The sequence below is a fragment of the Mycetocola sp. Y171 genome (genome assembly GCF_056713165.1).
The window spans coordinates 878,899-904,270 of record NZ_JBWYGX010000002.1 but is presented as its reverse complement, the minus strand read 5'-3'; the positions used below and the strand labels follow the sequence as shown (position 1 = coordinate 904,270).

The following is a 25,372-nucleotide window of genomic DNA, read 5'->3' as shown; positions in this document are numbered from 1 at the left end:
GACGCTCATCCGTCGCCTACTTGCCTCGCGCGGCCCGTTCCGCGCGGGCCCAGGCCTCCTGCGCCGGGGTGAGGGTGGTGGATGCTGCTCCCCCGGCGGGCACGACTCCCCCGCGCCACGCGTGACAGATCGCGATGGCCAGGGCGTCGGCGGCATCCGCAGGCTGCGGTGGCTCGGCGAGTCCGAGAACACGCGCGACCATCGTCGCGACCTGTTTTTTGTCTGCCGATCCGTAGCCGGTGATGGATGCCTTCACCTCGGAGGGCGTGTGAAGGCCGACCCGCAATCCACGCTTAGCCGCCGCGTGGAGGGCGAGCCCGGAGACCTGGGCAGTTCCCATCACGGTGCGGAGGTTGTGCTGCGCGAAGACACGTTCCACCGCGACGGCGCCGGGGAGGAACTCGTCGAGCGCCTCGTCGATTCCGCGCCCGATGACGAGCAGTCGCTGGTCGATCGAAGCATCGAGGTCGCTCCGCACGACCGTGTAGTGAACCAGCCTGGCCTTCCGGTTGGGCTCGACGTCGACGATCCCGATCCCGCAGCGTGTGAGGCCGGGGTCGACGCCGAGCACCCGGAGGGTCATCGGTCGGTCCTAGTCGTCCTGCGCGTGCAGTTCGGCCTGAACCTCAGGCGACAGCTCGTAGTTGCTGTAGATGTTCTGCACGTCGTCGGAATCCTCGAGCGCGTCGATGAGCTTGAAGATCTTGCGTGCGGTTTCCGCGTCGACCTCGACCTTGAGGTTGGGCACGAACGCAGCGTCGGCCGAGTCGTAGTCGATGCCGGCCTCCTGCAGGGCGGTACGGGTGGCCACGAGGTCGGACGGGTCAGTGATGATCTCGAAGGTCTCACCCTCGTCGACGACCTCTTCGGCACCGGCGTCGAGCACGGCGGCGAGGATGTCGTCCTCGGTCGTGTCAGCGGCTGGAACGACGATGATGCCCTTGCGTGCGAAGTTGTATGCGACGCTTCCTGGGTCGCCCATCGTGCCGCCGTTGCGGCTCATCAGGGTGCGGACATCGGCCGCAGCACGGTTCTTGTTGTCGGTGAGACACTCGATCAGGAGGGCGACACCGTGCTGGGCATAGCCCTCGTACATGATCGTCGTGTAGTCGACGGAGTCACCGGAGAGGCCGGCGCCGCGTTTGACGGCCCTGTCGATGTTGTCATTGGGAACCGAGGTCTTCTTGGCCTTCTGGATGGCGTCGACGAGGGTCGGGTTGCCTGACAGGTCGGCGCCGCCCATTTTCGCGGCGACTTCGATGTTCTTGATGAGCTTCGCGAACGCCTTGGCACGGCGAGAGTCGGTGATCGCCTTCTTGTGCTTGGTCGTAGCCCACTTGGAGTGTCCGGACATGTGCTCCCTTACTGGATGTCTAACCGCATCAGTCTAAATCACGCGGCGCTCGACCGCCGGAATCAGCGTGTGCGTGTGCGTACCTTCTCGAGAAAGTGTGCGTGGAATCGGATTTCGCCGGTGACCTCGGGGTGGAAAGAGGTTCCGAGCAGGTTCCCCTGCTCGACTGCGACGACCCGGCCGTCCGCAAGTGCGGCCAGGACGGTGGCCTTCGGCCCGACCGTCTCGACGATCGGGGCACGGATGAAGACGGCGTGCACCGGTGGTCCACCGAGGACGGGGACGTCGAGGTCCGTCTCGAACGAGTCGAGCTGCGACCCGAAAGCGTTCCGCCTGACGGCGACGTCGAGGCCGCCGAGCGTCTGCTGCCCCGCGATGCCCTCGACGATCCGGTCGGCGAGCATGATCAGCCCCGCGCACGTTCCGTAGACGGGGAGCCCTGAGGCGATGGCCGCTTTCAGGGGCTCGGCGAGACCGAACGCGCGCGACAGTTTGTCCTGAACGCTCGACTCCCCACCGGGGATGACGAGACCGTCCACGGCGGCGAGCTCCTCGGGGCGCCGGACGTGGATGACATCTGCCCCGAGACCCCGGAGAACGAGAGCGTGCTCCCGGAAATCGCCCTGGAGGGCGAGAACCCCGACCTGCGGCGTACCGCTACCAGCCACGTTCGGCGAGGCGGTGCGGGGCGGCGAGGTCCGACACGTTGATGCCGACCATGGCCTCACCGAGTCCGCGAGACACCTCTGCGATGATCTTCGCGTCGTCGTAGAAGGTCGTGGCCTTCACAACGGCAGCTGCGCGCTTCTCGGGGTTGCCCGACTTGAAGATGCCTGAGCCGACGAAGACGCCGTCTGCACCGAGCTGCATCATCATCGCGGCGTCGGCCGGGGTGGCGACACCACCGGCCGTGAACAGGACGACGGGAAGCTTTCCGGTCTCGGCGATCTCAGCGACGAGGTCGTACGGAGCCTGAAGCTCCTTGGCCGCGACGTAGAGTTCGTCCTTCGACATCGACGTGAGAGACGCGATCTCGCTCTTGATCTTGCGGATGTGCTTGGTGGCCTCCGAGACGTCGCCCGTGCCTGCCTCACCCTTCGAGCGGATCATGGCCGCACCCTCGTTGATGCGGCGGAGCGCCTCACCGAGGTTGGTCGCGCCACAGACGAAGGGGACGGTGAACTCCCACTTGTCGATGTGGTTCACGTAGTCAGCCGGGCTCAGCACCTCTGATTCGTCGATGTAGTCGACGTCGAGTGCTTCGAGGACCTGGGCCTCGACGAAGTGGCCGATGCGGGCCTTCGCCATCACGGGGATGGAGACCTCGGCGATGATCGACTCGATCAGGTCGGGGTCGGACATCCGTGCGACACCGCCCTGGGACCGGATGTCTGCGGGCACGCGCTCGAGGGCCATGACGGCCACGGCGCCGGCGTCCTCGGCGATGCGTGCCTGCTCCGCTGTGACGACGTCCATGATGACGCCACCCTTCAGCATCTCTGCAAGGCCGCGCTTGACGCGGTTGGAACCCAGTTCGCCGGTGTTGGTGCTGTTAGTCATAATGCTCAATCCTAGATCGTTGAAGAGGGGCGTGCCGTCGTGATGACGGAGCCAGGGGTCAGGTAGTCGGCCAGGCTTCGGCGATCGCCTCGCGGACGTCGCCGAGAAGCTGCGGGAGCGCCTTCGTCTTCGCGATGATCGGCAGGAAGTTCGCGTCCTGCGCCCACCGGGGCACGATGTGCTGATGCAGGTGACCGGCGATGCCCGCGCCTGCGACGATGCCCTGGTTCATGCCGATGTTGAAGCCGTCGTTCTTCGACACGGTGCGGACGACGGTCATCGCCGTCTGGGTCAGTGAACCGATCTCGGCCACTTCCTCCGGCGTCGCCTGGTCGTAGGTCGGGATGTGACGGTACGGGCACACGAGAAGGTGACCGCTGTTGTACGGGAACAGGTTCAGCAGGACGTATGCATGCGTGCCCCGAGCGACGATGAGAGCATCCTCGTCGTTCATCTGCGGTGCCAGGCAGAACGGGCAGTCGTCCTCATGGGGCTGCTGACCGTGCTGGATGTACACCAGCCGATGCGGGGTCCACAGCCGCTGGAACTCGTCGGGGACGCCGGCGAGGTGCGCGCTCGATTCAACCGACTCTGCCACAGGGATGCCGGGTTCGTCCGGCTCCCTGTGGTCGTCGACGCCTAGTCGAGCCATGCTGTCGACACCTGCGCACGCGAGTCGATCGAGGAACGGATCCGGGCGATGGCGTCGGCCACGGGGATGCCGTTGAGCTGGGTTCCATCACGGAACCGGAAGCTGACGGCACCGTTCGCACGGTCCTCCTCGCCCACGATGAGCTGGAACGGAACCTTCGATTTGGTGTGCGTGCGGATCTTCTTCTGCATCCTGTCGTCGGAGTGGTCGACGTGGGCCCGCACGCCAACAGCGGTGAGCTGGGCGATCACGTCGTCCAGGTATGCGCCGTATTCATCCGCCACCGGGATGCCGACGACCTGCACCGGGGAGAGCCAGACCGGGAAGGCACCCGCATAATGTTCGGTGAGCACACCGAAGAACCGCTCGATCGAGCCGAACAGTGCGCGGTGGATCATCACCGGGCGCTGGCGGGTCCCGTCCGCTGCCGTGTACTCGAGTTCGAAACGTTCGGGGAGGTTGAAGTCGAGCTGGATGGTCGACATCTGCCAGGTCCTGCCGATGGCATCACGGGCCTGCACCGAGATCTTGGGCCCGTAGAACGCCGCTCCACCCGGGTCTGGCACGAGTTCAAGACCGGATGCCTCGGCGACCTCCTGCAGGGTACGCGTCGCTTCATCCCACGCCTCGTCGCTTCCGACGTACTTCACAGGGTCCTTCGTCGACAGCTCGAGGTAGAAGTCGTCGAGTCCGTAGTCCTTGAGCAGGCCGAGCACGAAGTTCAGGGTGCCGGTGAGTTCGTCCTTCATCTGTTCGCGGGTGCAATAGATGTGGGCGTCGTCCTGGGTCAACCCGCGGACACGGGTCAGCCCGTGGACGACTCCGGACTTCTCGTATCGGTAGACGGTGCCGAACTCGAACAGCCGCATCGGGAGGTCACGGTACGAGTGCGCACCTGCACGATAGATGAGGTTGTGCATCGGGCAGTTCATTGGCTTCAGGTAGTAGTCCTGGCCGGCCTTGCGCACGTCGCCGTTCTCATCGTATTCCGCGTCGATGTGCATCGGCGGGAACATCCCGTCGCGGTACCAGTCCAGGTGACCGGAGATCTCGTAGAGGTTGCCCTTGGTGATGTGGGGCGTATTGACGAAGGAGTAGCCCTCCTCGATGTGCCGCTTGCGCGAGTACCCCTCGAGTTCGTTCCGGATGATGCCGCCGTTCGGGTGGAACACCGGCAGCCCTGACCCGAGTTCCTCGGGGAAGCTGAACAGGTCGAGCTCGGCGCCGAGCTTGCGGTGGTCGCGTTTCGCCGCCTCCTCGAGCCTGGCCTGGTAGGCACGAAGCTCGTCCTTGGTCGGCCAGGCCGTCCCGTAGATGCGCTGAAGCTGCGGGTTCTTCTCCGAACCGCGCCAGTACGCCGCGGCGACACGCATGAGCGAGTAGCCGTTGCCGATCATCCGGGTGTTCGGAAGGTGAGGTCCCCGGCAGAGGTCTTTCCACTCGGTCTCGCCGGTCTTCGGGTTGACGTTGTCGTAGATGGTGAGCTCTGCTCCCCCGACCTCGACGTTCTCGTTGTCCTCAGTGGCCGACGATCCTCCCTTGAGCCCGATGAGCTCGAGCTTGTACGGTTCGTCGGCGAGCTCCTCGCGGGCTTCCTCATCAGACACCACCCGGCGAACGAATCGCTGGCCCTGCCGGATGATCCGGTCCATCTCTTTCTGAAGCGCTTTGAGATCTTCAGGGGTGAACGCCTCACGCACGTCGAAGTCGTAATAGAAACCGTCGGTGACGGGCGGGCCGATGCCGAGCCGGGCGTCCGGGTTCACCTTCTGAACGGCCTGTGCGAGCACGTGGGCCGCTGAATGACGGAGGATGCTGAGACCGTCCGGTGAATCGATGGTCACCGCTTCGACCTCGTCGGTGTCCGTGATCGTCGTCGCCAGATCCTTCAACTCGCCGTTGACGCGCATTGCGACAACGGATCGGTCGGTAAATCGTGCGAATCCGTCAGACACCTGGTGTGCTCCTCTGTTTGGTAAAAGACTCTCCAACTTTAGCGCCGTCGGCCGTGTCGCCCGTTCGCGTGCCCGGTGGCCGTTCGCCCGCCCCTAGAGTGAGTGCACCCCAAGACGTGAGAGTGAGGAACACGCCGTGCCCGCTTCAGTCCGACCGCGCCCCCTCGTGGCCTTCGCGCCGTTCCTTCTCGTCAGCGTGATTCATCTCATCGGTCAGCTCATGCCGTCCCCGGTCCTGACCACTCTGACGAAACCCCTTCTCATCCCGTTCCTGGCGATCGCGGTCATCTGGTTCCTCCGCCGGTCGCTGTCGCGCGCTGCGATCCTGCTGCTCGGTGCCCTGCTGTTCAGCTGGCTGGGCGACCTCGCCCTCCTGATCCCCGGCGGCACGTGGTTCCTCATCGGCCTCGTGCTTTTCCTCCTCGCCCATGTTGCGTACATCGCGCTGTTCTCGTCCGATGTGGGAGTAGGTCGTCCCCGTCGGTGGAGCCTGGTTTACGGCGTCTGGTTCGCCGCCCTCATCCTCGTTCTCGCGCCGCACCTCGGCGGAATGCTGGTCCCCGTCGTCGTGTACGGGCTCGTGATCTGCTCGATGGCCGTTGTCGCCACGCGCTGCGGCGGCACAGTCGTCGCCGGTGCGACTCTGTTCCTTCTCTCGGACTCCCTGCTCGCCGTGAACACGTTCGTCGCCGACATCGAGATCCCTGCAGTCGACTTCCTGGTCATGCTGACGTATCTGGCCGGACAGGGCCTCATCGCGCTGGGCATTGCGCGTCTGCTTGTCCGGGCCGACGAACCGATCGAGGCAGGAGCCATCCGATGACTCAGAATTGCCCCTACCGTTTCGTCCACGGCGACCTCACCCTGCTCGTCAGGCGCTGGGGTGCACGGAAGGCACCCGGTTCGCCGCAATACGTCCTTGTGCATGGCATCGGAGTCTCGTCGAGGTACTTCACCAGGCTGGCGACGCTCCTCGCCCGGTCAGGAACCGTGTTCGCCGTCGAGCTCCCGGGTTTCGGCGGTGCGCCACGGCCCGAACACGAACTGACCGTCGAGGCTGGCGCCGAGCTCCTGTCCGCCTTCCTGAGGGCGGAAGGCCTCGACGCGGCCATCCTGGTCGGCCATTCGATGGGGTCGCAGTTCACTGTCGAGGTCGCCGCTCGCGGCTCGGATCGCGTCGCTGGACTCGTCCTCATCGGAGCCGTCGTGGACGAACGTGCCCGGGCTCCGTGGCAGCAGGGCATGCGCCTGGCACGCGATGTTCTCCGGGAATCCCCGACGGCGAACTGGATCGTCGGCACCGACTACCTCCGGAGTGGTCTCCGGTGGTACCTCACCGAACTGCCGGTGATGCTCGGTTACCGAATCGAGCATCGCATCCGGTCCGTAGCGGTTCCGGTTCTCGTCCTTCGGGGCGAGCGCGATCCGATCGCACCCCACGGTTGGTCGTCCGCCCTCGCCGCGCGCGCAGTTGACGGGCGACTCGTCGATGTGCCGGGCGGGGCGCATGTCGTTCAGCACACTGCGGCGGAGACGGTTGCTCGGATTCTGGAGGAATTCGAGGCTGGATCCTCGGGCTCTACGACGCCGGAGCGGCCGACGCGCCAGGAGCGGTAGTCTCCCCGGCCCCAGCGGACGGTGCAGGCTTCTTCTCGCGTTTCGTTCGCTTCTTCGCCGGGCGGTCGAGCGACGTGTCCGGCCCGTTCCAGACCTTGACGATCGCCCATGCCACTGCGGCGATCGGTACGGCGAGCACGGCACCGGTGATCCCACCGAGGATCGTCCCGGCGGTGAGGGCGACGAGGATGACGAGGGGGTGCAGCTTGAGCGACTGGGCCATGACGGTGGGCTGGAGGAAGTTGCCCTCGAGCTGGTTCACGACGATGGCGGCGGCAATGACGAGGAGCGCTGTCAGCGGGCCGTTCTCGGTGCCGACGAGGGCGACAAGCGCGGCGAGGATGCTGGCGACCGTCGCACCGACGATCGGGACGAACCCGCTGAGGAAGATGATCACGGTGAGCGGGAGGGCGAGCGGGACTCCGAGGATGAAGAGGACCGCCCCGATGAAGAACGCGTCGACGAAAGCGATGAGGGCCGTCCCTCGCACGTAGCCGCCGAGTACCCGGACACCTGTGTGGCCGATCCGGACGCCGCGGTCGAGGCGTTCGCCGTGCAGCGGCTTGAGGAAGAAGTTCCAGATGGTGTCGCCGTCCTTCAGGAAGAAGAACAGGATGACGATGGCCAGGACCAGGCCGGTGATGATGTTCGCGGCGGCCGACACCCCCGCGAGGGCTCCTGTACCGAACTGGCTGCTGGTGAGGAAGTCGACGGCGGCGTCACGGGCATCGTCGATCTGCTGCTGATCGATCGGCAGAGGACCGTCTTCCAGCCAGGTCAGGAGCTGGTCGAGGCCCTTCACCGCCGAGGCAGCAAGTTCGTTCCACTGGTCCCTCACGGCGAACACGATCATGGTGACGATGCCCCCGAAGACGAGCGCTCCGCTGAGGAGGGCCGCCCAGGCGGCGAGCAGATTCGACATGAAGCGGCGAAGCCACATGATCACAGGGGCAGCAGCGGCAGCCACGATCAGTGCGATGAGCAGCGGGATCACGACGAGCTTGATCTGGACCAGCGACCACACGAGCACGGCGCCCAGCGTGATGATGAGGAGGAGCTGGACGCTGCGGGTTCCGAGGTACCCGATCCGGTCGGTCCACAGGTCGCGCAGAGTGGGTTTGGCTGTGACGGGTCGAGCGTCGCTGTCAGCGTTCATCGTGCCAGCCTAGTTAGTTCCGGCAAACGGCCGAGCCGGTTGCGCTCGCGCGTCGTGCACGGTACTTGTCCCGCGCCTATGCGTCAAGGTGGTCGACGCCGGAACGATGGCGGGCGTAGACAGGACGGCATGAGAGCACTCACCTGGCAGGCAAAACGATCCGTCTCCGTCGAAACCGTCCCCGACCCGACCATCCAGAAACCGACGGATGTCGTCATCCGCGTCACCTCCGCCGCGATCTGCGGTTCCGACCTGCATCTGTATGAGACGCTCGGCCCGTTCCTCGACAAGGGCGACGTGCTCGGCCACGAGACGATGGGTGTCGTCGAGGAGGTCGGCTCCGCGGTCACGCGCCTCTCCCCAGGCGACCGCGTGGTCATCCCATTCGTCATCGCGTGTGGCGACTGCTACATGTGCAACCGCGGTCTCCACTCACAGTGTGAGACGACCCAGATGACCGAGCAGGGTACAGGCGCACAGCTCTACGGGTTCAGCCAGCTCTACGGCTCGACTCCTGGCGGTCAGGCCGAACGCCTTCGGGTCCCCCTGGCCGACTTCAACGCCACCAAGGTCGGGCACGACCTGCCCGACGAACGCTACCTCTTTCTGAGCGACATCCTGCCGACCGCCTGGCAGGGTGTGCGTTACGCCGACCTGCCAGACGACGGCACCCTCATCGTGATGGGCCTCGGCCCTGTGGGGCAGTTCGTGAGCAGGATCGGTAAACATCTCGGTCATCGAGTGCTCGCCGTCGAACCGGTCACTGAACGACGAGTGATGGCCGAACGTTACGGCGTTGAGACCTTCGACCTGACGGATGACGTGGTGGCGCGACTCCGTGACGCCACAGACGGGCGCGGCGCTGACTCCGTTGTCGAGGCCGTCGGCATGGAAGCCCACGGCAGCCCTGGCGCGACGCTCGCCCAGAACGCGGTCGGCCTTCTGCCGGATGGCATCGCCAGAAAGCTGATGAACACGGCGGGCGTCGACCGTCTCGAGGCGCTGTACAACTCGTTCGACTCCGTTCGCCGGGGTGGCACGGTGTCTTTGAGCGGCGTCTACGCGGGTGAAGCGGACCCCATTCCGATGAAGTCCCTGTTCGACAAACAGGTGAGCATCCGGATGGGACAGTGCAACGTGCAGCACTGGCGCGATGAGCTGCTTCCGCTGGTCGAGGACCCGTCCGACCCGCTTGGCGTCGAGGATCTCGTCACCCACCGGGTGCCGCTCGACAAGGCACCCGAGATGTACGAGATGTTCCAGAAGAAGGAGAACGGCTGCATCAAGGTCGTGCTGAAGCCGTAGCGTTCAGGCGGTGCCGGCCGTCACGGGCGGCACCGCCCGCACGGCTCAGGCCCGGGTCTTGAGTTCTGCGCCGCGCGCCACGAGGGCGTAGATGATGGTCACGTCGATTGCGATGACGATGAGTGCCCACCAGGGTTGCGACGGCAGGACCATCATCTGCACGACCCCGCTGATCGCGGCCAGGATGATGGCGAGAACACGGGCCCAACCGGCCTCCCGGAACAGGGCGACCGAGGTGAGGATCAGCAGTGTGCCGATGATCAGGTTCCACCAGCCCCACCCGGACGCGTCGAACAGGAAGACGCTCCCCTCGACCACGGTGAAATATGTGCTCGGCCCGACCACGGCCACGAGGCCCTGGACGACGCTGAAAAGACCATTGAGAAGGAGAATGACCGCAGCGAACTGGACCCACCCGGCCCAGACGGTCGGCGTGGCACGCGTCCCGGAATTGACAGTACTCATGGTGTGAACCGCTTCCCATCTGATCTGCGGCCGACCCGAACGATGTGATCTGCCGTGTCTATCGTGGGCCCCGATTATCCTCCGGCCGCGTCCCGGCGGTCAACGGATCCCGAGCGCCTGTACCCAGCTTCACCCTGACCGGGTGACGACTCCGGCGGGGCCCGATCGCATGATGTCTGTGGAGGCGAATTCTGAAGACGGGTGTGCAGATGAAGACCTACCCTTTGATCGCCGATCATGGCCTGATCGGTGATCTCCAAACCGCCGCGCTGGTGTCCACAGACGGGACCGTCGACTGGTTCTGCAGCCCGCGTTTCGACTCACCCAGCATTTTCGCCTCGCTCCTCGACGCGGATCGCGGGGGTCATTTCGCCGTACGCCCCCGCGCCGACACATTCGACTCGAAGCAGCTCTACTTGCCGGATACCGCGATCCTCGTCACCCGTTTCCTGACGGAGGAGGGTGTGGGGGAACTGGTCGACTTCATGCCGGTGACCGGAAGCGCGACGAGCGAGCTGCACTGCCTGGTGAGAATGATCCGCTGTGTCCGTGGGCGGATGACGTTTGACATCGAGGTCGCCCCTCGATTCGGCTACGGGCAGCTGACCCATACCCTCAGTGTCGGGGACCACGGAGCGACCTTCGAAGCAGGCGACACCCGGCTTGCCCTGAGCCTCATCCGAGAGGACGGGGCCGAGGAACTGGGAAGCCTCGCTGCGACTGATGACGGTGCCATCCACGGGGCGTTGAGCCTCGAGGAGGGGCAGATGCGTGGGTGCGTTCTGGAGACAGGCGCGCTTGCCGTCCCGCTGAGGAGACGCCCGGCGGATGCCATCCGGCTTCTCGAAGAGACGACGGAGTTCTGGCAGGACTGGATCGGCAGATCGACATATCGAGGACGCTGGCGTGAACAGGTGGAGCGATCCGCCATCACGTTGAAACTTCTCACCTACGCCCCTACCGGAGGCCTGGTGGCCGCTCCCACCGCCGGGCTGCCCGAACAGATCGGCGGTGAACGCAACTGGGACTATCGGTACACCTGGGTGCGCGATGCGTCGTTCTCGGTTCACACCCTGGTCAGGTTGGGGTTCACCGATGAAGCCGTCGCTTTCGGCCAGTGGCTTCGGGACCGTGCGACGGAGCACGTGGAGAGCGAGACCGGCCCGCTCAACATCATGTACAGGATCGACGGTGACCCTGACCTACAGGAGGATCTCGTCGAGGGGTGGGAGGGCTACAAGGGCTCCTACCCGGTGCGGATCGGCAACGGGGCCGCCGGGCAGCTTCAGCTCGACATCTACGGCGAAGCGCTGGACGCCGTCTACGCCCTCGATCGGGCCGGTGTCACGATCGGACAGCCCGGCTGGGCAGGCATCTGCACCCTTCTCGACTGGCTCGCAGACAACTGGGATCAGCCGGAGGAGGGCATCTGGGAGACCAGGGGCGGGCGCAGGAATTTCACCTACGGTCGGCTGATGTGCTGGGTCGCGTTCGACCGGGCGATCCGCCTGGCGACTGCCCTCGGCAGACCGGCGGACCTGTCACGGTGGATCGTCGAACGCGACGCCATCTACAGCCAGATCATGGAGCATGGGTGGAACGCCGACCGTTCGGCGTTCGTGCAGCAGTATGGGGAGACCGTCCTCGACGCCTCGCTGCTGAAGATGCCTCAGGTCGGTTTCGTGTCATCCCACGATCCCCTGTGGCAATCGACGCTGGACGCCATGGACGAAGAACTGGTGTCGGACAGCCTCGTGTACAGGTACGACCCAGCGGCGTCGCCCGACGGTCTCCGCGGGTCAGAGGGAACGTTCTCCCTGTGCACGTTCCTGTACGTCGATGCCCTGGCGCGGGCGGGTCGGGTCGATGCGGCACGGCTGACCTTCCAGAAGATGCTCACATACGCGAACCATCTGGGCCTGTACTCGGAGGAGATCGCCGTCACCGGAGAACAGATCGGAAACTTCCCCCAGGCATTCACCCATCTGGCGCTCATCGACGCCGCGCTAACCCTGGACGATGCGCTCGAAGACTCCGCACACGACCGGAGACCGTCGACACCAGGCGGTCGGCGCGACCTCTGATCGGATCATTCGACTTCGACGGTCTCGATGTCCTCACTCGCTGTCGCAGGAACAGTGACGACGGGGCGCTGCACAAGTTCGATGATCGCGAGGGCGACCACCGCGAGCACCAGAGTCCAGAGCGTGAGGCTGATGCTGACGGGCCGAACCAACAAAACGACGGCAGACGCGACGACGGCGACGATGGCGCGAAGAAGCGTCCGACGGGTGTAGATCCACACCCCGAAGCGGCCTGTCGTGATGCCGCGTTCCTCCGCTGCACCGCGGATCGCCCCTGCGCCCTCATTCACCAGTCCGCGCAGGCGGCGCGGGACGCCGAACGGCCCGGCCAGCCAGCCGACGATGGCGACGACGACCGCGAGGACAAGGACGGCGACAGCGGTGTTCCGCATGTCACCGGCGACGGTTTCGTAGAGCAGCGTCGTCACCCCTGAGGGCAGCACGTCGGGGCTCAAGGCTGAGACGAGTGCGAAGTTGCCGATCACGATTCCCCCGAGGGCAAGCGCCATCGACAGGGCCAGCGCCACCGCAGCCCAGATCAGGGCGACGGGACGCCGCCTGGCGGCGACCACACCGGCGGCGAGGAACAGAATCGCGATCCACGGCAGCCACGAGCCGAGCGCGACGATGAAGCCATAGAACAGCTGCACAGAGGGAAGCGCGTCGGCCTGAGCGATGACGACTGTCCTGTCGACGGCCGGGATCTGGTTCGCCAGGTCGATGCCCCTGTCCACCAGTGCCTTCTTGACGGCCTCCACGATGGGGCCGAGCTGGATTCCGATGGAGCCGTCAGTTCCGACCTGGACCACGGCATCCGGATCGTTCTCCATGAGCGAGATGATCTGGGTATGGCTCACCCGCAGCGCTGACGCCCACACATTCGCAAACGCGTCCGACTCGACGAAGCCGGTCACCCCGCGTTCGATGAGCGATTGAACACCTGCGGCCGCCGGTCCTTTCAGGAGTTCGAGCGCCTGCGTCGCCCTCGGACCGGTGCCGAGGTCCGTGATGCCGTCGATCACGTCAGAGGTGAGCGTCGGGATGTCGATCTGTTCGTTGATGACTGCCAGGGTCTGATCCGTGATGTACGCCTGAACCGCCGGGTCTTCCGCCAGCGGTGCATAGGTCGCTACGAAACGGTCGGTGTCTGTGAGGAGCACCTTCGACCATGAGGCGACCAGCGCGAGAGGAGCCAGCACGGCTCCCACCACGATCAATACCGTCGCAAGGAGCGTCCATCCCCATCCGCGTCGCTTTCTCTGCGGGGTCGGTTCCGCATCGGCCGGCGGGATACCGTCACGCTCACGGAGGGCCGAGTTCTCGGCCTCGAGTTGTTCGATCCGCCGGAGCAGTTCGATGTTTGCCGGATCTGACATGAGTTCCTCATTCGCCCAGTGATGTGTCTACGGTAAAGATGACCCTGAATCCTGGCGTTGAGATCACCCATCCTGCGTGAGATAGCGAAAAATCGGCATCATTGCTTTCGTCCGGACAAACAGCGGGGCTACTCTTTCGCTGAGCTGAAGGAGAGAGCGATGACGGATGCCAGAAGTTCCGGGACGGACGCGGCGTCGGCCGTTTCGATCGACGGGCGGGTCTTCCAATTCGCCGGCTCGCTTCAGTCCGCGTTCGAACCAGGCGGATTCGTCCTCCTTCTCGCCGAAGACGGCGGCAAACAACTCGGTCAGGTGGAAGACGTCACGTTCGCCATCGGTGGCGCCCTGAGCGGCGTCGGCCGGATCCTCGGAGCCGTGTCAGACGACGGACTGCAGATCGACAGGCGACGCACCGCAGCGTTCCCACGAGCGACCGTGCATGTGGCGGACGCACAAACGATCGAAGCCCTGCATGACGGCTCGGCGGCGGCGCTGACAATCGGTTCGTATCTGGCCTCGGATGAGATCCCAGCGCGGCTCCTTCCCTCGCGGTTCAACCGGCATACGTTCTGGTGCGGCCAGAGCGGGTCGGGCAAGACCTACGCGCTCGGCGTGGTGCTGGAGCAACTTCTGCTCCACACCAGTCTTCCGATGGTGATCTTCGACCCTAATGGCGACTTCGTCCGAATTCGCGAGACAAATCCGGATGCGAAGGACACTGCTGCAGGAGAGACGCTCGCCGGCCGTGACATCCGGGTACTCCGGCCCTCATCGCCGAACCCGAATTCACTCCGGGTCCGCTTCATCGATCTCCCCGCCGCAGCGAAGGCCGCAGTCTTCAGCCTCCATCCGCTCGCCGACCGCGACGAGTACTCCGAGCTGATCCACCTCGAGGAGACGGCGGGCACCATAGGGAAGGAGGGGATCATTCCACACCTTCTCGAACGGGACACGGCAGCTGCACGGGCCCTGGTGGCACGCACGCTGAATCTCGATGTCCTCAACTGGAGCGTCTGGGCCGAAGGGTTCGACACGGTCACCGACATCCTGGACACGCGTCCGGATGCAACCGTCCTCGACCTCGGCGGGTTTTCCTACGCAGAGGAATCCCTCGTCGTGTCGCTGGCCGTCCTGGATGACCTGTGGGCGAAACGCGAAGACCGGCGGCCACTTCTGATCGTGATCGACGAGGCGCACAACCTGTGTTCCCCTGACCAGAACAGTCCGTTGCACATCGCCGTACGGGAGAGGATCATCCAGATCGCAGCTGAAGGCCGGAAGTTCGGTCTGTGGCTCCTGCTCTCCACGCAACGCCCCTCGCGGGTCCACCCCAGCATCATCTCGCAGTGCGACAATCTGGCCCTGATGAAGATGACCTCGCCGCTCGATCTCGACGAGCTCGCAACGATCTTCGGTTTCGTGCCTCCTGCGATGCTCGCCAGGGCATCGCGCTTCACTCAGGGCGAGGCGCTCTTCGCCGGCGGCTTCACCCCCGCGCCATCGATGGTCAGAATGGGGAGCCGCCTCACGCGAGAAGGCGGTGCCGATGTGGGTGTGCCGCTCAGACAGGCATGAGCAGGAGCCCTACCCCCCTGAAGACGCGGTCAGACGGCCCGATGCCACCGCATCGCTGAAAGCTGAGAAATCTCGTTCGTTCTGATCGGCGTATGCCGAGGCGAACCGACCGATCGCCTTGTCGAATCGATCGCTGTTGCCCAGGTATCCGGCGATGGCGACCCGATCGCCCGCCCGAGCGTGTGCGCGAGCCAGGGTTTCACCGCAGATGCGCGCGTAGATGAGAGCCCCGGCGAACGGCATGTTCTCGAGGTCCGCCGAACCCTTCCAGTCGTGAAGCTGGCGTACGTAGAAATCGCGTGGCTGGCCGTCGAACCCCACCACACGTTGCCAACCGAGGAAGATGTCGCTCGCCCCCTGCATGATGCGCTGACCCCGGACAACGCGTTCGCCATGGTGCGCATATTCGCTCGCGGGCAGGAATCGTTCGAGAACGGATGCCTCGGCTTGCTTGGCCTGCAGAAACAGGGGGTCTGAGTTGTCCCGTCCGCGCAAGAGTACGATCCACGCCCTGGTCCCGACACTTCCCACTCCACCGACTCTCCTGGCCATGTCGACGTATTCGAACTCCCGCATCGGGTGGATGTCGTGGGACAGCGTCGTCTGATAGTCGGCGAGAAGGTCGCGGATGGTGCTTTCATTCTCCTCACGGGTGCGAATGGACGGAGCGAGATCTGCGAGGGGGACGACGAGGGGCGGATTCGCGCGGATACGGAGGTCTCCATCGACAACCTCCGCGAGCTTCGCCAGCGCGCGTGCGCTGTCTCGCTTCTTCGCTTGAGCGATGACCCGTTCAGGACCGTTCGACTTCTCCCCGTTCTTCTGGACCGTTCTGAGGGCTGGACGGAACAACTCGACGACTTGATCCGCCTTCAGATGGTCGTACCACGCCGTCAGGACCGGCGACCCCGCGGCTTTGCGCATCCTCTTCCGATAGCCGCTCACTGTCGCCCGGGTCAGCGCCTGACGTTCCACGTCCGAGAACTGGCGATGCCTGCCCATCACTTCGAAACTCGCCGCGAGCCGTTTGACATCCCACTCCCATGGACCGGGGAGGGTCTCATCGAAGTCATTCATATCGAATACCAGCACACGTTCAGGGCTGGCGTAGAGCCCGAAATTCGACAGGTGGGCATCGCCGCACAGCTGGACGGTGATCCCGGAGTCCTCGGTGTGCGCGAGATCGGCGGCCATGATCAGTGCCGCGCCGCGGAAGAAGGCGAACGGGGATTGCAGCATCCGCGAATGCCGAATCGGCACCAGGTCCGGCACACGGGTCGCTGCCTGCTCTTCAAGGAGGGAGATCGGGTCGGGGCGGTCGGATGCCGCAGTCCACGTCTCGTGCGCAGCGCGTGGAACCCGCCCGCGGGCGGCCCTCCCCCGTTCCGCCCGTTCCTGGAAGGCCGGGGTGGGTGTACCGCGTGATTTCATGGCCTGACTGTACGCGCCCCATGATTCACCAGCATCACCCGGGGAGGATGAAGGCATTCATCGTCACATGACGGGCGTCACCTGTGGCGGCTGTTCCGCCTCGTTTGGGGCTCCGGCTCGACGGCGGTCGTTTCTACGGCCGACACGGGTGGCGCCTGGCCGGGTGCAGCCTGCTTCCGAGCCTTCCTGCCTGCCTTGGCTTCGGCGTCAGCCGCCTTCATCAGCCCCTTTGCTTCGTCGATGTCGCCGGTCAGCGGTCTGAACCACTTCATTCGCGGATCCGCATCCAGCAGGACCGTTCTCACCAGGAGCGTGAGCGGCACGGCGAGCACCGCGCCGATCGGACCGATCACTGCGGCCCAGAACAACACCGATACGAAGGTGATGGTCTGGTTGAGAGCCACCACGTTGCTGACCAGCAGCGGTTGCACGATCGACTGGACGATGAAGTTGATGACACCGTAGATGAGGATCACGGCTATTCCTGTCGGCCACCCGCCGACCAGGAATCCGAAGATCGTCGGAGGGATGATGGCGATGAAATAGCCGATGTTCGGGATGAAGCTGCAGATAAAGGAGAGCAGCGCCCAGAGAAATGACGCGGGGACCTGCAGGACGACCAGTGCGATCCAGTTCATCGTGCTCTGCAGGATCCCCAGCGCGGTTGCGGCGACCATGTAGCGCCTGACGCCGATCGCATACCCGCTGAGCGCTGCGACAAGGCTGGGGCGCTTCACCTTGATCTGCGCCAACAGGGTCGGCAGGTAGGCCGCGTCCATGGCCATCAGCATCACAAGGGTGAGAATGACGACGAGGCCGAAGATGATTCCGGTGATCCCGCCGAGTATCCCCGTCGCGAAGTCGACCAGGTTGGCCGGGTCGAATCCGGCGACGATCGTCTCGGCTGAGGCTGTGCCGACTCCGATGCTGGAGAGCCACCCGGCGATGTCCTCCCCGATCGCGCGCAGTTCTGCCGTGTACTCGGGAATAAGGGTCGTGAACTGGGTGAGCGCCACGATGAAGGCGGCGACGAAGCCGGCCAGAAGAGCGAAAACGAGGAGGATGGCAGTGACCGTCGCGACTCCACGTGGTACGCGTCGTTTCTCGAGGACCGCACGGATCGGATGAGCGCAGATCGTGAGAACAAGCGCGAATGCCACCGGAGCGGCGACGCCCCTTATCGCCGCCAATCCGAACACCGTGACTGTTGCTCCCGCGAGCCCCAGGAGGATGATCGTGGCACGGGGCATGGCGTGCGTCACGCGCGCAGGCTCGACGTTCTCCGCGTCAGCAGCGGGCAGAGAAGAGGCGCTGGAACGCTGGAAGAACCGCCACATCGTCCCATCCTCCCGACGAATCCCACACCATTCTCGACGGCGGGCACATTCGGCTGTCGGGCCCGCCATCGAGATCGCGAGCCGGCGCTGCTGCCGGCTGGCTGAGCGTATGGGCACGGTACCACCGGGTCCGAGTCGTTCTCTACGGTGTTAGCCGCAATTCACCCGGTCTGGATGGTTCACTGTACGACGGGCAGGATTTGGGTCTATGTTGCAGAAACGGCAGTTGTCGGAGCACCGAGAAGGAGTTGGTCGAGATGGAGCTGTTGAGCGATTTCTGGTCTGTGATGCTCTGGCTCTTCTGGGCATATGTCTACATCGCCTACCTGTTCGCGATCGTGATCGTGCTCGGCGACGTATTCAGGGACCGTTCGCTGAACGGCTGGCTCAAGGCGGTGTGGGTGATCTTCCTCGTTTTCGTGCCATTCCTCACCGTCCTCGTCTACCTCATCGCCCGCGGCAACGGGCTGAGCCAACGGATGGGTCGCGGTCTGAACTCCGAGTCTGAAGATCCGCGCGGGCCGTCCGACAGCGGAGCGGGCTCGAGTCCAGCAGACGAAGTCGCGAAGGCGCATGCGCTCCTGCGGTCCGGTGCGATCACTCACGACGAGTTCGAGGTCATCAAAACGAAGGCGCTGGCCTGATTCCACTCCAACACCGCGCGGAGTGCCGAGCCTGGGGAGCGACGTCCGATGACTGATCCGGCTGCATCGTCATGACCTCGGTCATCGGTCAGGTCCTGCCCCTCGCGATCGCGGTGGCGCTCAGCACGGTGCCGATCGTCGCGGCGATCCTCATCCTGCTTTCGCCGGCAAAACCGCTCGTCAGCATTGCCCTTCTCGTCGGCTGGGCAGTTGGCGTCGCCGCAATCCTCGGGCTGCTCACCGTGGGCATCCGACTCATTCCCGCGGCATCGCCCCCTCGCGACGACACCGTGGTCGGTGTCTTCCGGATCCTCCTCGGCACAGCGCTCATCGTCTATCCGGCCATCACCTGGCGAAAGCGGGCCAGGCGCGTACGCGAATCCCCCCGCTGGCTGGATGCCCTGGGGAAGATCAACGCCATCGGGGCGCTCGGCTTCGGTTTCGCGCTCGCGCTTCGCCCCAAGAATGTGATCCTCTCCGTCGCCGCCGCTGTCGTGATCGGTGACGCGGAGTTGAGAGTCCCCGACGCGGTTGGCGTCATCGTGATCTTCACGATCGTGGGGATATCGACCGTGGCGCTGCCCATTGTCGGGCACTTCTCCGCTCCGGAAAAGACGCGGGCACCATTGGACGCCATCCGGGAGTGGATCACGAAGAACAACGTCACCATCATGCTCGTCGTCTCGATCCTGATGGGCGTCCTGATCATCGGATCCGGCCTCCAGAAGCTGTGACCGAGGCCGGTAGCCGTCACGAGGATCGCTATTCGACGGCCGGGACCGTTCCATCCCGTGCCGCCCGATCCTTCCTCCGCTTCATCATCTCGACCAGCTCGCGCCGCGCCGCCCGGTACTGCGGTGTGGAGAGGTAATCGTTGTGCCGTGCAACCGCCCAGAGGTACGAGCGCGGCGATCGTTCGGTGGCACCGCGATCGATCGGGTTCTCGTTGGCACCGTCGACCACGTTGCTCCAGTATCCGTTCACCGGGAATCCGAGGTAGTCCGTCCGGCGCCAGAGGCTCCGCCACCGGGGTGACACCAGGTTATCCGGGTCGCGGAAGTTACCACCCAGGAGTTCGACGACGGATGCCGGGTCGGCATCGTTGTGCAGCGGCGACGCAGGAGGCCTGCTCTCCTCGATGACCTGACGCCGCCACGGATCCGCGCCGAGCAGTGTGGGTCCGCGGGTCCCCCGCACGCCGAGCACGCGGGCGCCGAACACCTCGGGGAAGAACCGGCTGAAGTATGGGCGGAGCTGCACACCGTGGGTGAGCAGCGAGACCCTGTGGAGGATGTCGTCCTCGTCTTCACCGTGCAGTGCGAGAACGGCCCCGACCGCGATCGTTGCTCCCATCGAGTGGGCAGAGAGGATCACCTGCGCGTCCTCCCCCTCGTCCGACATCCAGCGTCTGATCCGCTTCGTGATCTCGGGTACGGCACGTTCGGCATAACAGGGCGGTGTGAACGGATGCCCTGCCCTCGGGAAGAAGCAGATGATGTCCCAGACGAGTCCGAGCGGCCGTTCAGTCGAGGTCACCGCATTGGTGACCACCCAGGCGACAGCAGCAAGCGCGAGCAGGCCGATCGCCCATCCGGAGACGGCCGAGAGCGTGCTCCACACGGTCTGCTGTTCGAGCAATTCACCGAAGTACGGGATGGCGAGCGGCACGAGCGCGAGGGCGGTGAGGATGGCGAGCACCCGGAGGATCGGCTCACCCCGATGGGCGAGGCCTGCGATCCGGCGCGCGTCCGCGACGGCTCGCAGGCGGCCGCTCGGTTTGTCTTCGTTGGGCGGGTAATCCTTCCCGTGCACCACCCGGGGCGCGTGCGGGTGCGCATCCGTCGTTGAACCCGACCGTGTCGACGCCCCGTCGGCGGCCAGCCGCGAGACGCCGCCGAGGTCAGGATCGAACTCCGGACCGGGGAGGCTGAAGGCGGGGAACCGCCGAAGCGACGCCACGACCGCGAACACTCCGAAGATGATGACCACGAGCAAGATGACGACGAGCATCCCGGCGAATCGTTCGTGGAATCCGGGAGCAGCGATCGGCTCGGCGCTCGACTCGTCGATTGTTCTCCAGCCGTCTTTCACCTCGGGGGTGTCGTTGTCGGCAACGAGCCACGCGTGCGTGCCCAGGACGAGCAGGCTCGTGATCACGAGTGAGGCAAGTAGGGCGAGCAGGAGTGAGACCCCGGCGCCGTTTCCGTGCCACCCTGAGTTCCGTCTGGCGGTGCGCACGTCGGGGTCCCTGAACGGCAGATAGGCGATGACGATGGCCAGGGCGACAAGGATCACGGTGAACCAGGAGAGCGCAGGGCGGGCCCAGCTGAGATCGCCGGCGAGATCCTTCGCCCATACCGCCGACGACAGTGCGCAGACGAGAGCGAGAGGAAGCACGAGCCACATCACCAGGCGCCGCCGCCAGCGATAGCCCCATGACAGGCTGGCGACTGCGATGAGCGCCCCGCCCGCTGCGATCACCGTCGGAGTGACGATGAGCCCTCGCATGCTGCTGTCACCGGCGAACTCCCCAGCCCCCGTGACGTCATCGCGGGCGACGATGAGAGCCCAGCAGACCCAGAGGACGTATGACAGGGCCGAGACGACGAGCAGGACAGTGGACCAGCCGCGTTTCGATCGGATCGACCAGATCTTGCCACTCAGGCCGGCCGCAGCGGTGATGGCGAACGCGCCGGCGAGCAGCAGAGCGCCGATGACGACTGCGGTGAACGGGACCGGGCTTCCAGCCACCGTTCCGAGCCCGCCGAGGAGGACGTCGAGCGGATCGGCATCCGGGAAGGAATCCACCAGGGCATCAGAGCTGAGCAGAAGGATGATGAGGGCCACAGCGCCGGCGAGGTGCGCTCGCTCGGACGTCTGAGCAACCCGGGAACGGTGCCAGAAGCTGGCGGATGCGAGCAGCGCCGGGCGGGGAGGATCGGCTTCTCCGGCCTCGGCTTTCGCTCTCGGGTGCGGCTTCGCGTCATCGTCGAATGAACGCTGCGGGTTGAACATTCCCCTGGCTCTCAGACCGATCATGTAGATGAGCAGGATCACTGCGATGGGCACAACGCTGAACAATGCTGCCCGGGCTGTCGGGCTCCATGCGGCGAGGAAGTCCAGCCAGCCGGGCAGCGCTGCGCACGCCTGGTAGCCAGTCCCATCCTCCGATTCGACGGCACGGAAACACTGCAGGGCCATGAGATGGACGAACACGGTGAGGAAACCGACCGTGTAGAAGAGGGTCTGCAGCAGTGCGAACACGCGAACAGCCACTGCGCCGTCACCTCCAGCCCACCACTTGGGCTCTTCGTCGGCACCCTTGATGTCGCGTCTGGCCCAGTACGCGAGGTTGCACAGCCCGAACGGCAGGACGAAGAGCCAGCACACGTGCACGATGGCGCGGCCGATGAGCGCGACGGCGGATCCACCCGAGCGGGCCTGATTGCCCCAGGAGTAGGCTTCCGCGACCGTCTCTACGCCGGAGTGGGGCTGCGCACCTGCGGCGGAAAGCTTGGGCTTGATCTGCCAGAACGAGCCCTGTTCGTCACCGTCCTTGCGCTCGACCTCTTCCTGGGTCGTGCACAACATCTCGGCAGGCGGCGAGTTGGCGATGCCGTGGATCCGTAACTCGAGCACTCGCAGGTTCGCCATGATCGCACCTCTCGTAGAGCGATGACGCACCGATTCTAGAGATGAGCAAAACTCATTACCAGCCCCATCCTGCGACAGATCGCCGTGACGAGCGCGCGCGGAAGCCCGGTTAAACCACAGAAGCCCGAACATTTCTGTCCGGGCTTCTTCTGTGTGAGCGGTACTGGGATCGAACCAGCTGGACCGCGGCCCATGCGGTCCAGGGGGCGCCGGTGCGATCCGGTTAAACCACAGAAGCCCGAACATTTCTGTCCGGGCTTCTTCTGTGTGAGCGATACTGGGATCGAACCAGCGACCTCTTCCGTGTCAGGGAAGCGCGCTACCGCTGCGCCAATCGCTCATGCTTCATAAAAGTGTAATTCAATTGTGAGTGCGAGGTGGCGACGGGATTCGAACCCGTGTGGACGGCTTTGCAGGCCGCTGCCTCGCCTCTCGGCCACGCCACCGCGTGTGGTTGCCCACATGCCGTGGTCAACCCTAAGGCTAACCCCAACACTCGAGCGGATGACGAGATTCGAACTCGCGACCCTCACCTTGGCAAGGTGATGCGCTACCACTGCGCCACATCCGCATTTGCTCGCATTCCTGCGTGCTTGAAAGACTCTACTTGATGAAGAGCCGAGAAACAAAATCGAGTTACCGCAGTGTCATTCACCCGCCTGAAGAGGGCAAAACGGATGCCGCCATGGTTCGCGGGAGTGCTCCGGTTCGGGTACGATGAAACGTCGTTGTGCTCCTCTCGGATCGCAACAAATGGGCGATTGGCGCAGTTGGTAGCGCGCTTCCTTCACACGGAAGAGGTCATCGGTTCGAGTCCGGTATCGCCCACCAGAAAGGCCCGCGAAGAACTCGCGGGCCTTTTTCGTGCCCGGGCGTCGGCGACAGCCCGGACCCGGTTCGACCGGAATTTGGGGGGCGTCCGACAGACTGGGGACACACGGGAAAGAAGGCGGACCGGATGACCATGCACGGCGACGAAGTCGCCATCGACAGCCGACTGGTATCGCGGCTCCTTGCCGATCAGTTCCCGGAAGTGGCTGAACTGACAATCCGTGAGGTCAGGTCGACCGGGACGGTGAACGCCGTCTACCGACTCGGCGACCATCTGGCTGTCCGGCTGCCGCGGGTAGAGCGCTGGGCTGGTGACCTTGTCAGGGAGCTGAGGTGGCTCCCTGGGCTTTCGCAGCACCTGACAGTGCCCATCCCCCGCCCGGTCTTCACGGGCTCACCCACGGACTACTACGGCCTTCCGTGGGCGGTCTATGAGTGGCTGGCCGGCACGCAGTATGCGGATGACACGATCGACGACGAGGACCACGCGGCCCGCGATCTCGCCGGATTCGTCTCGGAGCTGCGGCGCGTGGACCCCTCAGGTGCGCCCGCGGCCGGGCGCAAGCCGTTGAGTGAGCTGGATGCCGGAACACGCGACACCATCCTCGCCTCAGCGCGCGTCATCGACTCCTCGGCAGCGATGCACGCGTGGGACGTCGCGTTGGACTCGCAGCAGTGGGCCGGCGCACCGGTCTGGATTCACACCGACCTGCTCCGCCCGAATCTGCTCGCACGCGACGGCCGCCTCAGCGCCGTCATCGACTGGGGCGGCGCTGGGGTCGGTGACCCTGCCGCCGACGTGATCGCGGCGTGGAGTGTTTTCGGGGCCTCGGGTCGGCGAACCTTCCGGGCAGAGCTCGCGGTGGACGACGAGACCTGGAACCGGGCGCGGGGATACGCCCTTCACCAGGCGGCAGCCATCATCCCCTACTACGAGGTCACCAACCCGGCCTTCGTCACGATGGCGGTGCGCACCATCCGCGAAGTCCTGTCCGAACCGTTCTGAGGTGCTGGCCGTCGGCACACAGCGGTGCCGTGCGCCGTCGGGCGACGCACGGCACTGTGTGTTCAGGCGCCTGTGCTCAGGTGCCTAACCCAGATAGGACTTCAGTGATTTGCCGGTGAGGCTGACCTTCACCAGCTTCCCGATCGGCTGAGGTCCCGTCTCACCCAGGACGAAGGCGTCCTTCGTGAGATAGATGCTCGTGCCGGACAGCTCGATGGCCGCAGGCGAGGTGACCGGGAACGCCGTCACCGCTCGTTTGCCCCATGGCAGCACGAGCGAGACCTGGCCAGTGCCGTTCGGTCCCCCGAACATTTCGGCGACGAAGACGACTCCGGTCTTCGGCGAGACGGCAAGTCCCGTTGCTCCGACGAATCCGGTTGCGAAGCTGACAACCTTGCCTGACCAGGGGCTGACCTTGAAGACGGCACCCCTGGCGCCCAGGCTGGCGTCTTCAGGCCCGCCCGGGAGGGAGCTGACGTAGAGCCACCCGCCCGGACCGGTCTCGACGTCCGTCGGAACCGGTTCGAAACGGTACTTGTAGCCGGCAGCGCAGGCGGGGAACCCGAATTGTTCGACGATCGCCGCTGTCGCGACGACCGGTGAAGTCGGCGGGAGAACGGCGACGGTCTTCACGCGGCCGTTGTAGCCGACCTTGAGGATCGCGTTCATTCCGGCATCCGCCACGTACACCCCGTCCTTCGTGGCGAGCGACGCGTACGGATGCGTGTCCTTGATCCCCGTGTAGGACGCAGGCGCCTCAGCGGGGAACTGCGATGCGCACGAGGCTGGGAGTCCCACGAAGCCGTAGGTGTTGACCTGGTCCGGGTTCTTCGTTTCCTCGTGAGCCCAGAGGTCGGCCACGGTCACCGGTGCCTTCCCCCTGGTCACGCTCATGAGCTTGGCACTCGAGTGGTCCTGTGCGACCTGGGCGTAGTACACCGTGTTGCCCCGAGTGGACACGGCACTGATCTCGTCACCGTTGCCCGAGACGATGTCCGACTGTTGGCCGCGCGGCGGCACTTTGGTGAGCAGTCCGGGGAAGTTCTGGCTGATGTATGCCGTACCGCTCGAACCGATGTCGAGGGAGAGCGGCGAGAGCATGCCATCGGCGAGAACTTTCTGGCTGATGCTGACAGGCGGCTGCCCGCCGTGGGCCGACGCCGGCGTGGCGACGGCGACAGTGGTGAGGGCGGCGATACAGACCGCAGCCGTCAGGGTCGAAACTTTCACTCTGTGCTCCTTTGTGAGAGGTGATGACAGAGAAGTCAGGACGTCATCGCTCGGGTGTGATCGCACACTCCGGGGAGGCAGATGAGGGTGGGGTCACTGCGAGTCGATCATGAGACTTTCTCACATTTTGAGAACGGTAC

General features: G+C 65.0%; 21 protein-coding genes and 4 tRNA genes. 9 read left to right on the top strand and 16 right to left on the bottom strand.

Annotation, left to right across the window (positions count from 1 at the left end):
- Positions 1-16 precede the first annotated feature (16 nt).
- The 6 genes from ruvC to thrS form a co-directional block, all read right to left on the bottom strand.
- Entirely contained in the window at positions 17-583 is a 567-nt protein-coding gene (gene ruvC / locus AC1M2K_RS14010) for a crossover junction endodeoxyribonuclease RuvC (protein WP_480241430.1), read from the bottom strand.
- A gap of 9 nt (positions 584-592) precedes the next feature.
- The gene (locus AC1M2K_RS14005; protein WP_480236546.1) at positions 593-1,354 is read right to left on the bottom strand and encodes a YebC/PmpR family DNA-binding transcriptional regulator; all 762 of its coding nucleotides are present in this window, start codon (positions 1,352-1,354) and stop codon (positions 593-595) included.
- Between the two features lie 62 nt (positions 1,355-1,416).
- Positions 1,417-2,022: a pyridoxal 5'-phosphate synthase glutaminase subunit PdxT gene (pdxT, locus tag AC1M2K_RS14000; RefSeq protein WP_480241429.1), complete on the bottom strand. Its 606-nt coding sequence runs from the start codon at positions 2,020-2,022 to the stop codon at positions 1,417-1,419.
- Positions 2,012-2,914: a pyridoxal 5'-phosphate synthase lyase subunit PdxS gene (gene pdxS, locus AC1M2K_RS13995; RefSeq protein WP_480236548.1), complete on the bottom strand. Its 903-nt coding sequence runs from the start codon at positions 2,912-2,914 to the stop codon at positions 2,012-2,014. The genes pdxT and pdxS overlap by 11 nt, the downstream gene beginning before the upstream one ends.
- Positions 2,915-2,972: 58 nt before the next feature.
- Entirely contained in the window at positions 2,973-3,566 is a 594-nt protein-coding gene (locus AC1M2K_RS13990) for an HIT family protein (protein WP_480241428.1), read from the bottom strand.
- Positions 3,554-5,476, bottom strand: a complete 1,923-nt coding sequence (thrS, locus tag AC1M2K_RS13985) for a threonine--tRNA ligase (RefSeq protein WP_480237346.1) — start codon at positions 5,474-5,476, stop codon at positions 3,554-3,556. The genes AC1M2K_RS13990 and thrS overlap by 13 nt, the downstream gene beginning before the upstream one ends.
- Before the next feature lie 181 nt (positions 5,477-5,657).
- On the opposite strand from thrS, the gene AC1M2K_RS13980 reads away from it, so the two are divergent.
- Positions 5,658-6,344 carry a lysoplasmalogenase gene (locus tag AC1M2K_RS13980; protein ID WP_480241427.1) on the top strand — a complete coding sequence of 229 codons (687 nt, stop codon included), beginning with the start codon at positions 5,658-5,660 and terminating at the stop codon, positions 6,342-6,344.
- Entirely contained in the window at positions 6,341-7,138 is a 798-nt protein-coding gene (locus AC1M2K_RS13975; protein ID WP_480241426.1) for an alpha/beta fold hydrolase, read from the top strand. Before AC1M2K_RS13980 ends, AC1M2K_RS13975 begins: the two co-directional genes overlap by 4 nt.
- Here AC1M2K_RS13975 and AC1M2K_RS13970 read toward each other — a convergent pair.
- A complete protein-coding gene (locus AC1M2K_RS13970) occupies positions 7,101-8,294 on the bottom strand; it encodes an AI-2E family transporter (RefSeq protein WP_480236552.1) in 1,194 nt (397 codons plus the stop codon). The two genes, AC1M2K_RS13975 and AC1M2K_RS13970, sit on opposite strands and share 38 nt — an antisense overlap.
- Positions 8,295-8,423: 129 nt before the next feature.
- On the opposite strand from AC1M2K_RS13970, the gene AC1M2K_RS13965 reads away from it, so the two are divergent.
- Entirely contained in the window at positions 8,424-9,599 is a 1,176-nt protein-coding gene (locus AC1M2K_RS13965) for an alcohol dehydrogenase catalytic domain-containing protein (RefSeq protein WP_480236553.1), read from the top strand.
- Between the two features lie 45 nt (positions 9,600-9,644).
- Here AC1M2K_RS13965 and AC1M2K_RS13960 read toward each other — a convergent pair whose 3' ends face one another.
- Positions 9,645-10,064 (bottom strand): DUF7144 family membrane protein, encoded by a 420-nt coding sequence (locus AC1M2K_RS13960; RefSeq protein ID WP_480236554.1) that lies wholly within the window; start codon positions 10,062-10,064, stop codon positions 9,645-9,647.
- Between the two features lie 209 nt (positions 10,065-10,273).
- Between AC1M2K_RS13960 and AC1M2K_RS13955 the strand changes: the two genes are divergently transcribed.
- A complete protein-coding gene (locus tag AC1M2K_RS13955; RefSeq protein ID WP_480241425.1) occupies positions 10,274-12,148 on the top strand; it encodes a glycoside hydrolase family 15 protein in 1,875 nt (624 codons plus the stop codon).
- Between the two features lie 5 nt (positions 12,149-12,153).
- Here AC1M2K_RS13955 and AC1M2K_RS13950 read toward each other — a convergent pair whose 3' ends face one another.
- On the bottom strand, positions 12,154-13,524 hold the full coding sequence (locus AC1M2K_RS13950; protein ID WP_480236556.1) for a hypothetical protein: 1,371 nt from the start codon (positions 13,522-13,524) through the stop codon (positions 12,154-12,156).
- A gap of 159 nt (positions 13,525-13,683) precedes the next feature.
- Between AC1M2K_RS13950 and AC1M2K_RS13945 the strand changes: the two genes are divergently transcribed.
- Positions 13,684-15,099 (top strand): ATP-binding protein, encoded by a 1,416-nt coding sequence (locus AC1M2K_RS13945; RefSeq protein ID WP_480241424.1) that lies wholly within the window; start codon positions 13,684-13,686, stop codon positions 15,097-15,099.
- 9 nt (positions 15,100-15,108) lie between these two features.
- Here the strand turns inward: AC1M2K_RS13945 and AC1M2K_RS13940 are convergent, their stop codons facing one another.
- Positions 15,109-16,530, bottom strand: coding sequence for a DUF2252 domain-containing protein (locus AC1M2K_RS13940; RefSeq protein ID WP_480241423.1), 1,422 nt, complete (start codon positions 16,528-16,530; stop codon positions 15,109-15,111).
- Positions 16,531-16,607: 77 nt separating this feature from the next.
- Positions 16,608-17,867, bottom strand: a complete 1,260-nt coding sequence (locus AC1M2K_RS13935; protein WP_480241422.1) for an AI-2E family transporter — start codon at positions 17,865-17,867, stop codon at positions 16,608-16,610.
- A 257-nt stretch (positions 17,868-18,124) separates the two neighbouring features.
- On the opposite strand from AC1M2K_RS13935, the gene AC1M2K_RS13930 reads away from it, so the two are divergent.
- Both AC1M2K_RS13930 and AC1M2K_RS13925 read left to right on the top strand, forming a co-directional pair.
- Positions 18,125-18,511: a hypothetical protein gene (locus AC1M2K_RS13930; RefSeq protein WP_480241421.1), complete on the top strand. Its 387-nt coding sequence runs from the start codon at positions 18,125-18,127 to the stop codon at positions 18,509-18,511.
- A 71-nt stretch (positions 18,512-18,582) separates the two neighbouring features.
- Positions 18,583-19,245 carry a GAP family protein gene (locus AC1M2K_RS13925; protein WP_480241420.1) on the top strand — a complete coding sequence of 221 codons (663 nt, stop codon included), beginning with the start codon at positions 18,583-18,585 and terminating at the stop codon, positions 19,243-19,245.
- A 28-nt stretch (positions 19,246-19,273) separates the two neighbouring features.
- Here AC1M2K_RS13925 and AC1M2K_RS13920 read toward each other — a convergent pair whose 3' ends face one another.
- The 4 genes from AC1M2K_RS13920 to AC1M2K_RS13905 all read right to left on the bottom strand — a co-directional run bounded on the left by AC1M2K_RS13920 (position 19,274) and on the right by AC1M2K_RS13905 (position 22,736).
- The gene (locus tag AC1M2K_RS13920) at positions 19,274-22,165 is read right to left on the bottom strand and encodes a hypothetical protein (RefSeq protein WP_480241419.1); all 2,892 of its coding nucleotides are present in this window, start codon (positions 22,163-22,165) and stop codon (positions 19,274-19,276) included.
- A gap of 268 nt (positions 22,166-22,433) precedes the next feature.
- Positions 22,434-22,505 (bottom strand) — tRNA-Val (locus AC1M2K_RS13915).
- Between the two features lie 35 nt (positions 22,506-22,540).
- Positions 22,541-22,611 (bottom strand) — tRNA-Cys (locus AC1M2K_RS13910).
- 53 nt (positions 22,612-22,664) lie between these two features.
- Positions 22,665-22,736: transfer RNA gene (locus AC1M2K_RS13905), tRNA-Gly, on the bottom strand.
- Positions 22,737-22,920: 184 nt separating this feature from the next.
- On the opposite strand from AC1M2K_RS13905, the gene AC1M2K_RS13900 reads away from it, so the two are divergent.
- Positions 22,921-22,996: transfer RNA gene (locus AC1M2K_RS13900), tRNA-Val, on the top strand.
- A 127-nt stretch (positions 22,997-23,123) separates the two neighbouring features.
- A complete protein-coding gene (locus AC1M2K_RS13895) occupies positions 23,124-24,002 on the top strand; it encodes an aminoglycoside phosphotransferase family protein (protein ID WP_480241418.1) in 879 nt (292 codons plus the stop codon).
- Between the two features lie 84 nt (positions 24,003-24,086).
- Here the strand turns inward: AC1M2K_RS13895 and AC1M2K_RS13890 are convergent, their stop codons facing one another.
- Positions 24,087-25,232 (bottom strand): ScyD/ScyE family protein, encoded by a 1,146-nt coding sequence (locus AC1M2K_RS13890; RefSeq protein ID WP_480241417.1) that lies wholly within the window; start codon positions 25,230-25,232, stop codon positions 24,087-24,089.
- Positions 25,233-25,372 lie beyond the last annotated feature (140 nt).

Coding starts and splice junctions, on each gene's coding strand:
- ruvC (WP_480241430.1), bottom strand. CDS start 583: ATGACCCTCCGGGTGCTCGGCGTCGACCCCGGCCTCACACGCTGCGGG.
- AC1M2K_RS14005 (WP_480236546.1), bottom strand. CDS start 1,354: ATGTCCGGACACTCCAAGTGGGCTACGACCAAGCACAAGAAGGCGATC.
- pdxS (WP_480236548.1), bottom strand. CDS start 2,914: ATGACTAACAGCACCAACACCGGCGAACTGGGTTCCAACCGCGTCAAG.
- AC1M2K_RS13990 (WP_480241428.1), bottom strand. CDS start 3,566: ATGGCTCGACTAGGCGTCGACGACCACAGGGAGCCGGACGAACCCGGC.
- thrS (WP_480237346.1), bottom strand. CDS start 5,476: ATGCGCGTCAACGGCGAGTTGAAGGATCTGGCGACGACGATCACGGAC.
- AC1M2K_RS13975 (WP_480241426.1), top strand. CDS start 6,341: ATGACTCAGAATTGCCCCTACCGTTTCGTCCACGGCGACCTCACCCTG.
- AC1M2K_RS13970 (WP_480236552.1), bottom strand. CDS start 8,294: ATGAACGCTGACAGCGACGCTCGACCCGTCACAGCCAAACCCACTCTG.
- AC1M2K_RS13965 (WP_480236553.1), top strand. CDS start 8,424: ATGAGAGCACTCACCTGGCAGGCAAAACGATCCGTCTCCGTCGAAACC.
- AC1M2K_RS13960 (WP_480236554.1), bottom strand. CDS start 10,064: ATGAGTACTGTCAATTCCGGGACGCGTGCCACGCCGACCGTCTGGGCC.
- AC1M2K_RS13955 (WP_480241425.1), top strand. CDS start 10,274: ATGAAGACCTACCCTTTGATCGCCGATCATGGCCTGATCGGTGATCTC.
- AC1M2K_RS13950 (WP_480236556.1), bottom strand. CDS start 13,524: ATGTCAGATCCGGCAAACATCGAACTGCTCCGGCGGATCGAACAACTC.
- AC1M2K_RS13945 (WP_480241424.1), top strand. CDS start 13,684: ATGACGGATGCCAGAAGTTCCGGGACGGACGCGGCGTCGGCCGTTTCG.
- AC1M2K_RS13940 (WP_480241423.1), bottom strand. CDS start 16,530: ATGAAATCACGCGGTACACCCACCCCGGCCTTCCAGGAACGGGCGGAA.
- AC1M2K_RS13935 (WP_480241422.1), bottom strand. CDS start 17,867: ATGTGGCGGTTCTTCCAGCGTTCCAGCGCCTCTTCTCTGCCCGCTGCT.
- AC1M2K_RS13930 (WP_480241421.1), top strand. CDS start 18,125: ATGGAGCTGTTGAGCGATTTCTGGTCTGTGATGCTCTGGCTCTTCTGG.
- AC1M2K_RS13925 (WP_480241420.1), top strand. CDS start 18,583: ATGACCTCGGTCATCGGTCAGGTCCTGCCCCTCGCGATCGCGGTGGCG.
- AC1M2K_RS13920 (WP_480241419.1), bottom strand. CDS start 22,165: ATGGCGAACCTGCGAGTGCTCGAGTTACGGATCCACGGCATCGCCAAC.
- AC1M2K_RS13895 (WP_480241418.1), top strand. CDS start 23,124: ATGACCATGCACGGCGACGAAGTCGCCATCGACAGCCGACTGGTATCG.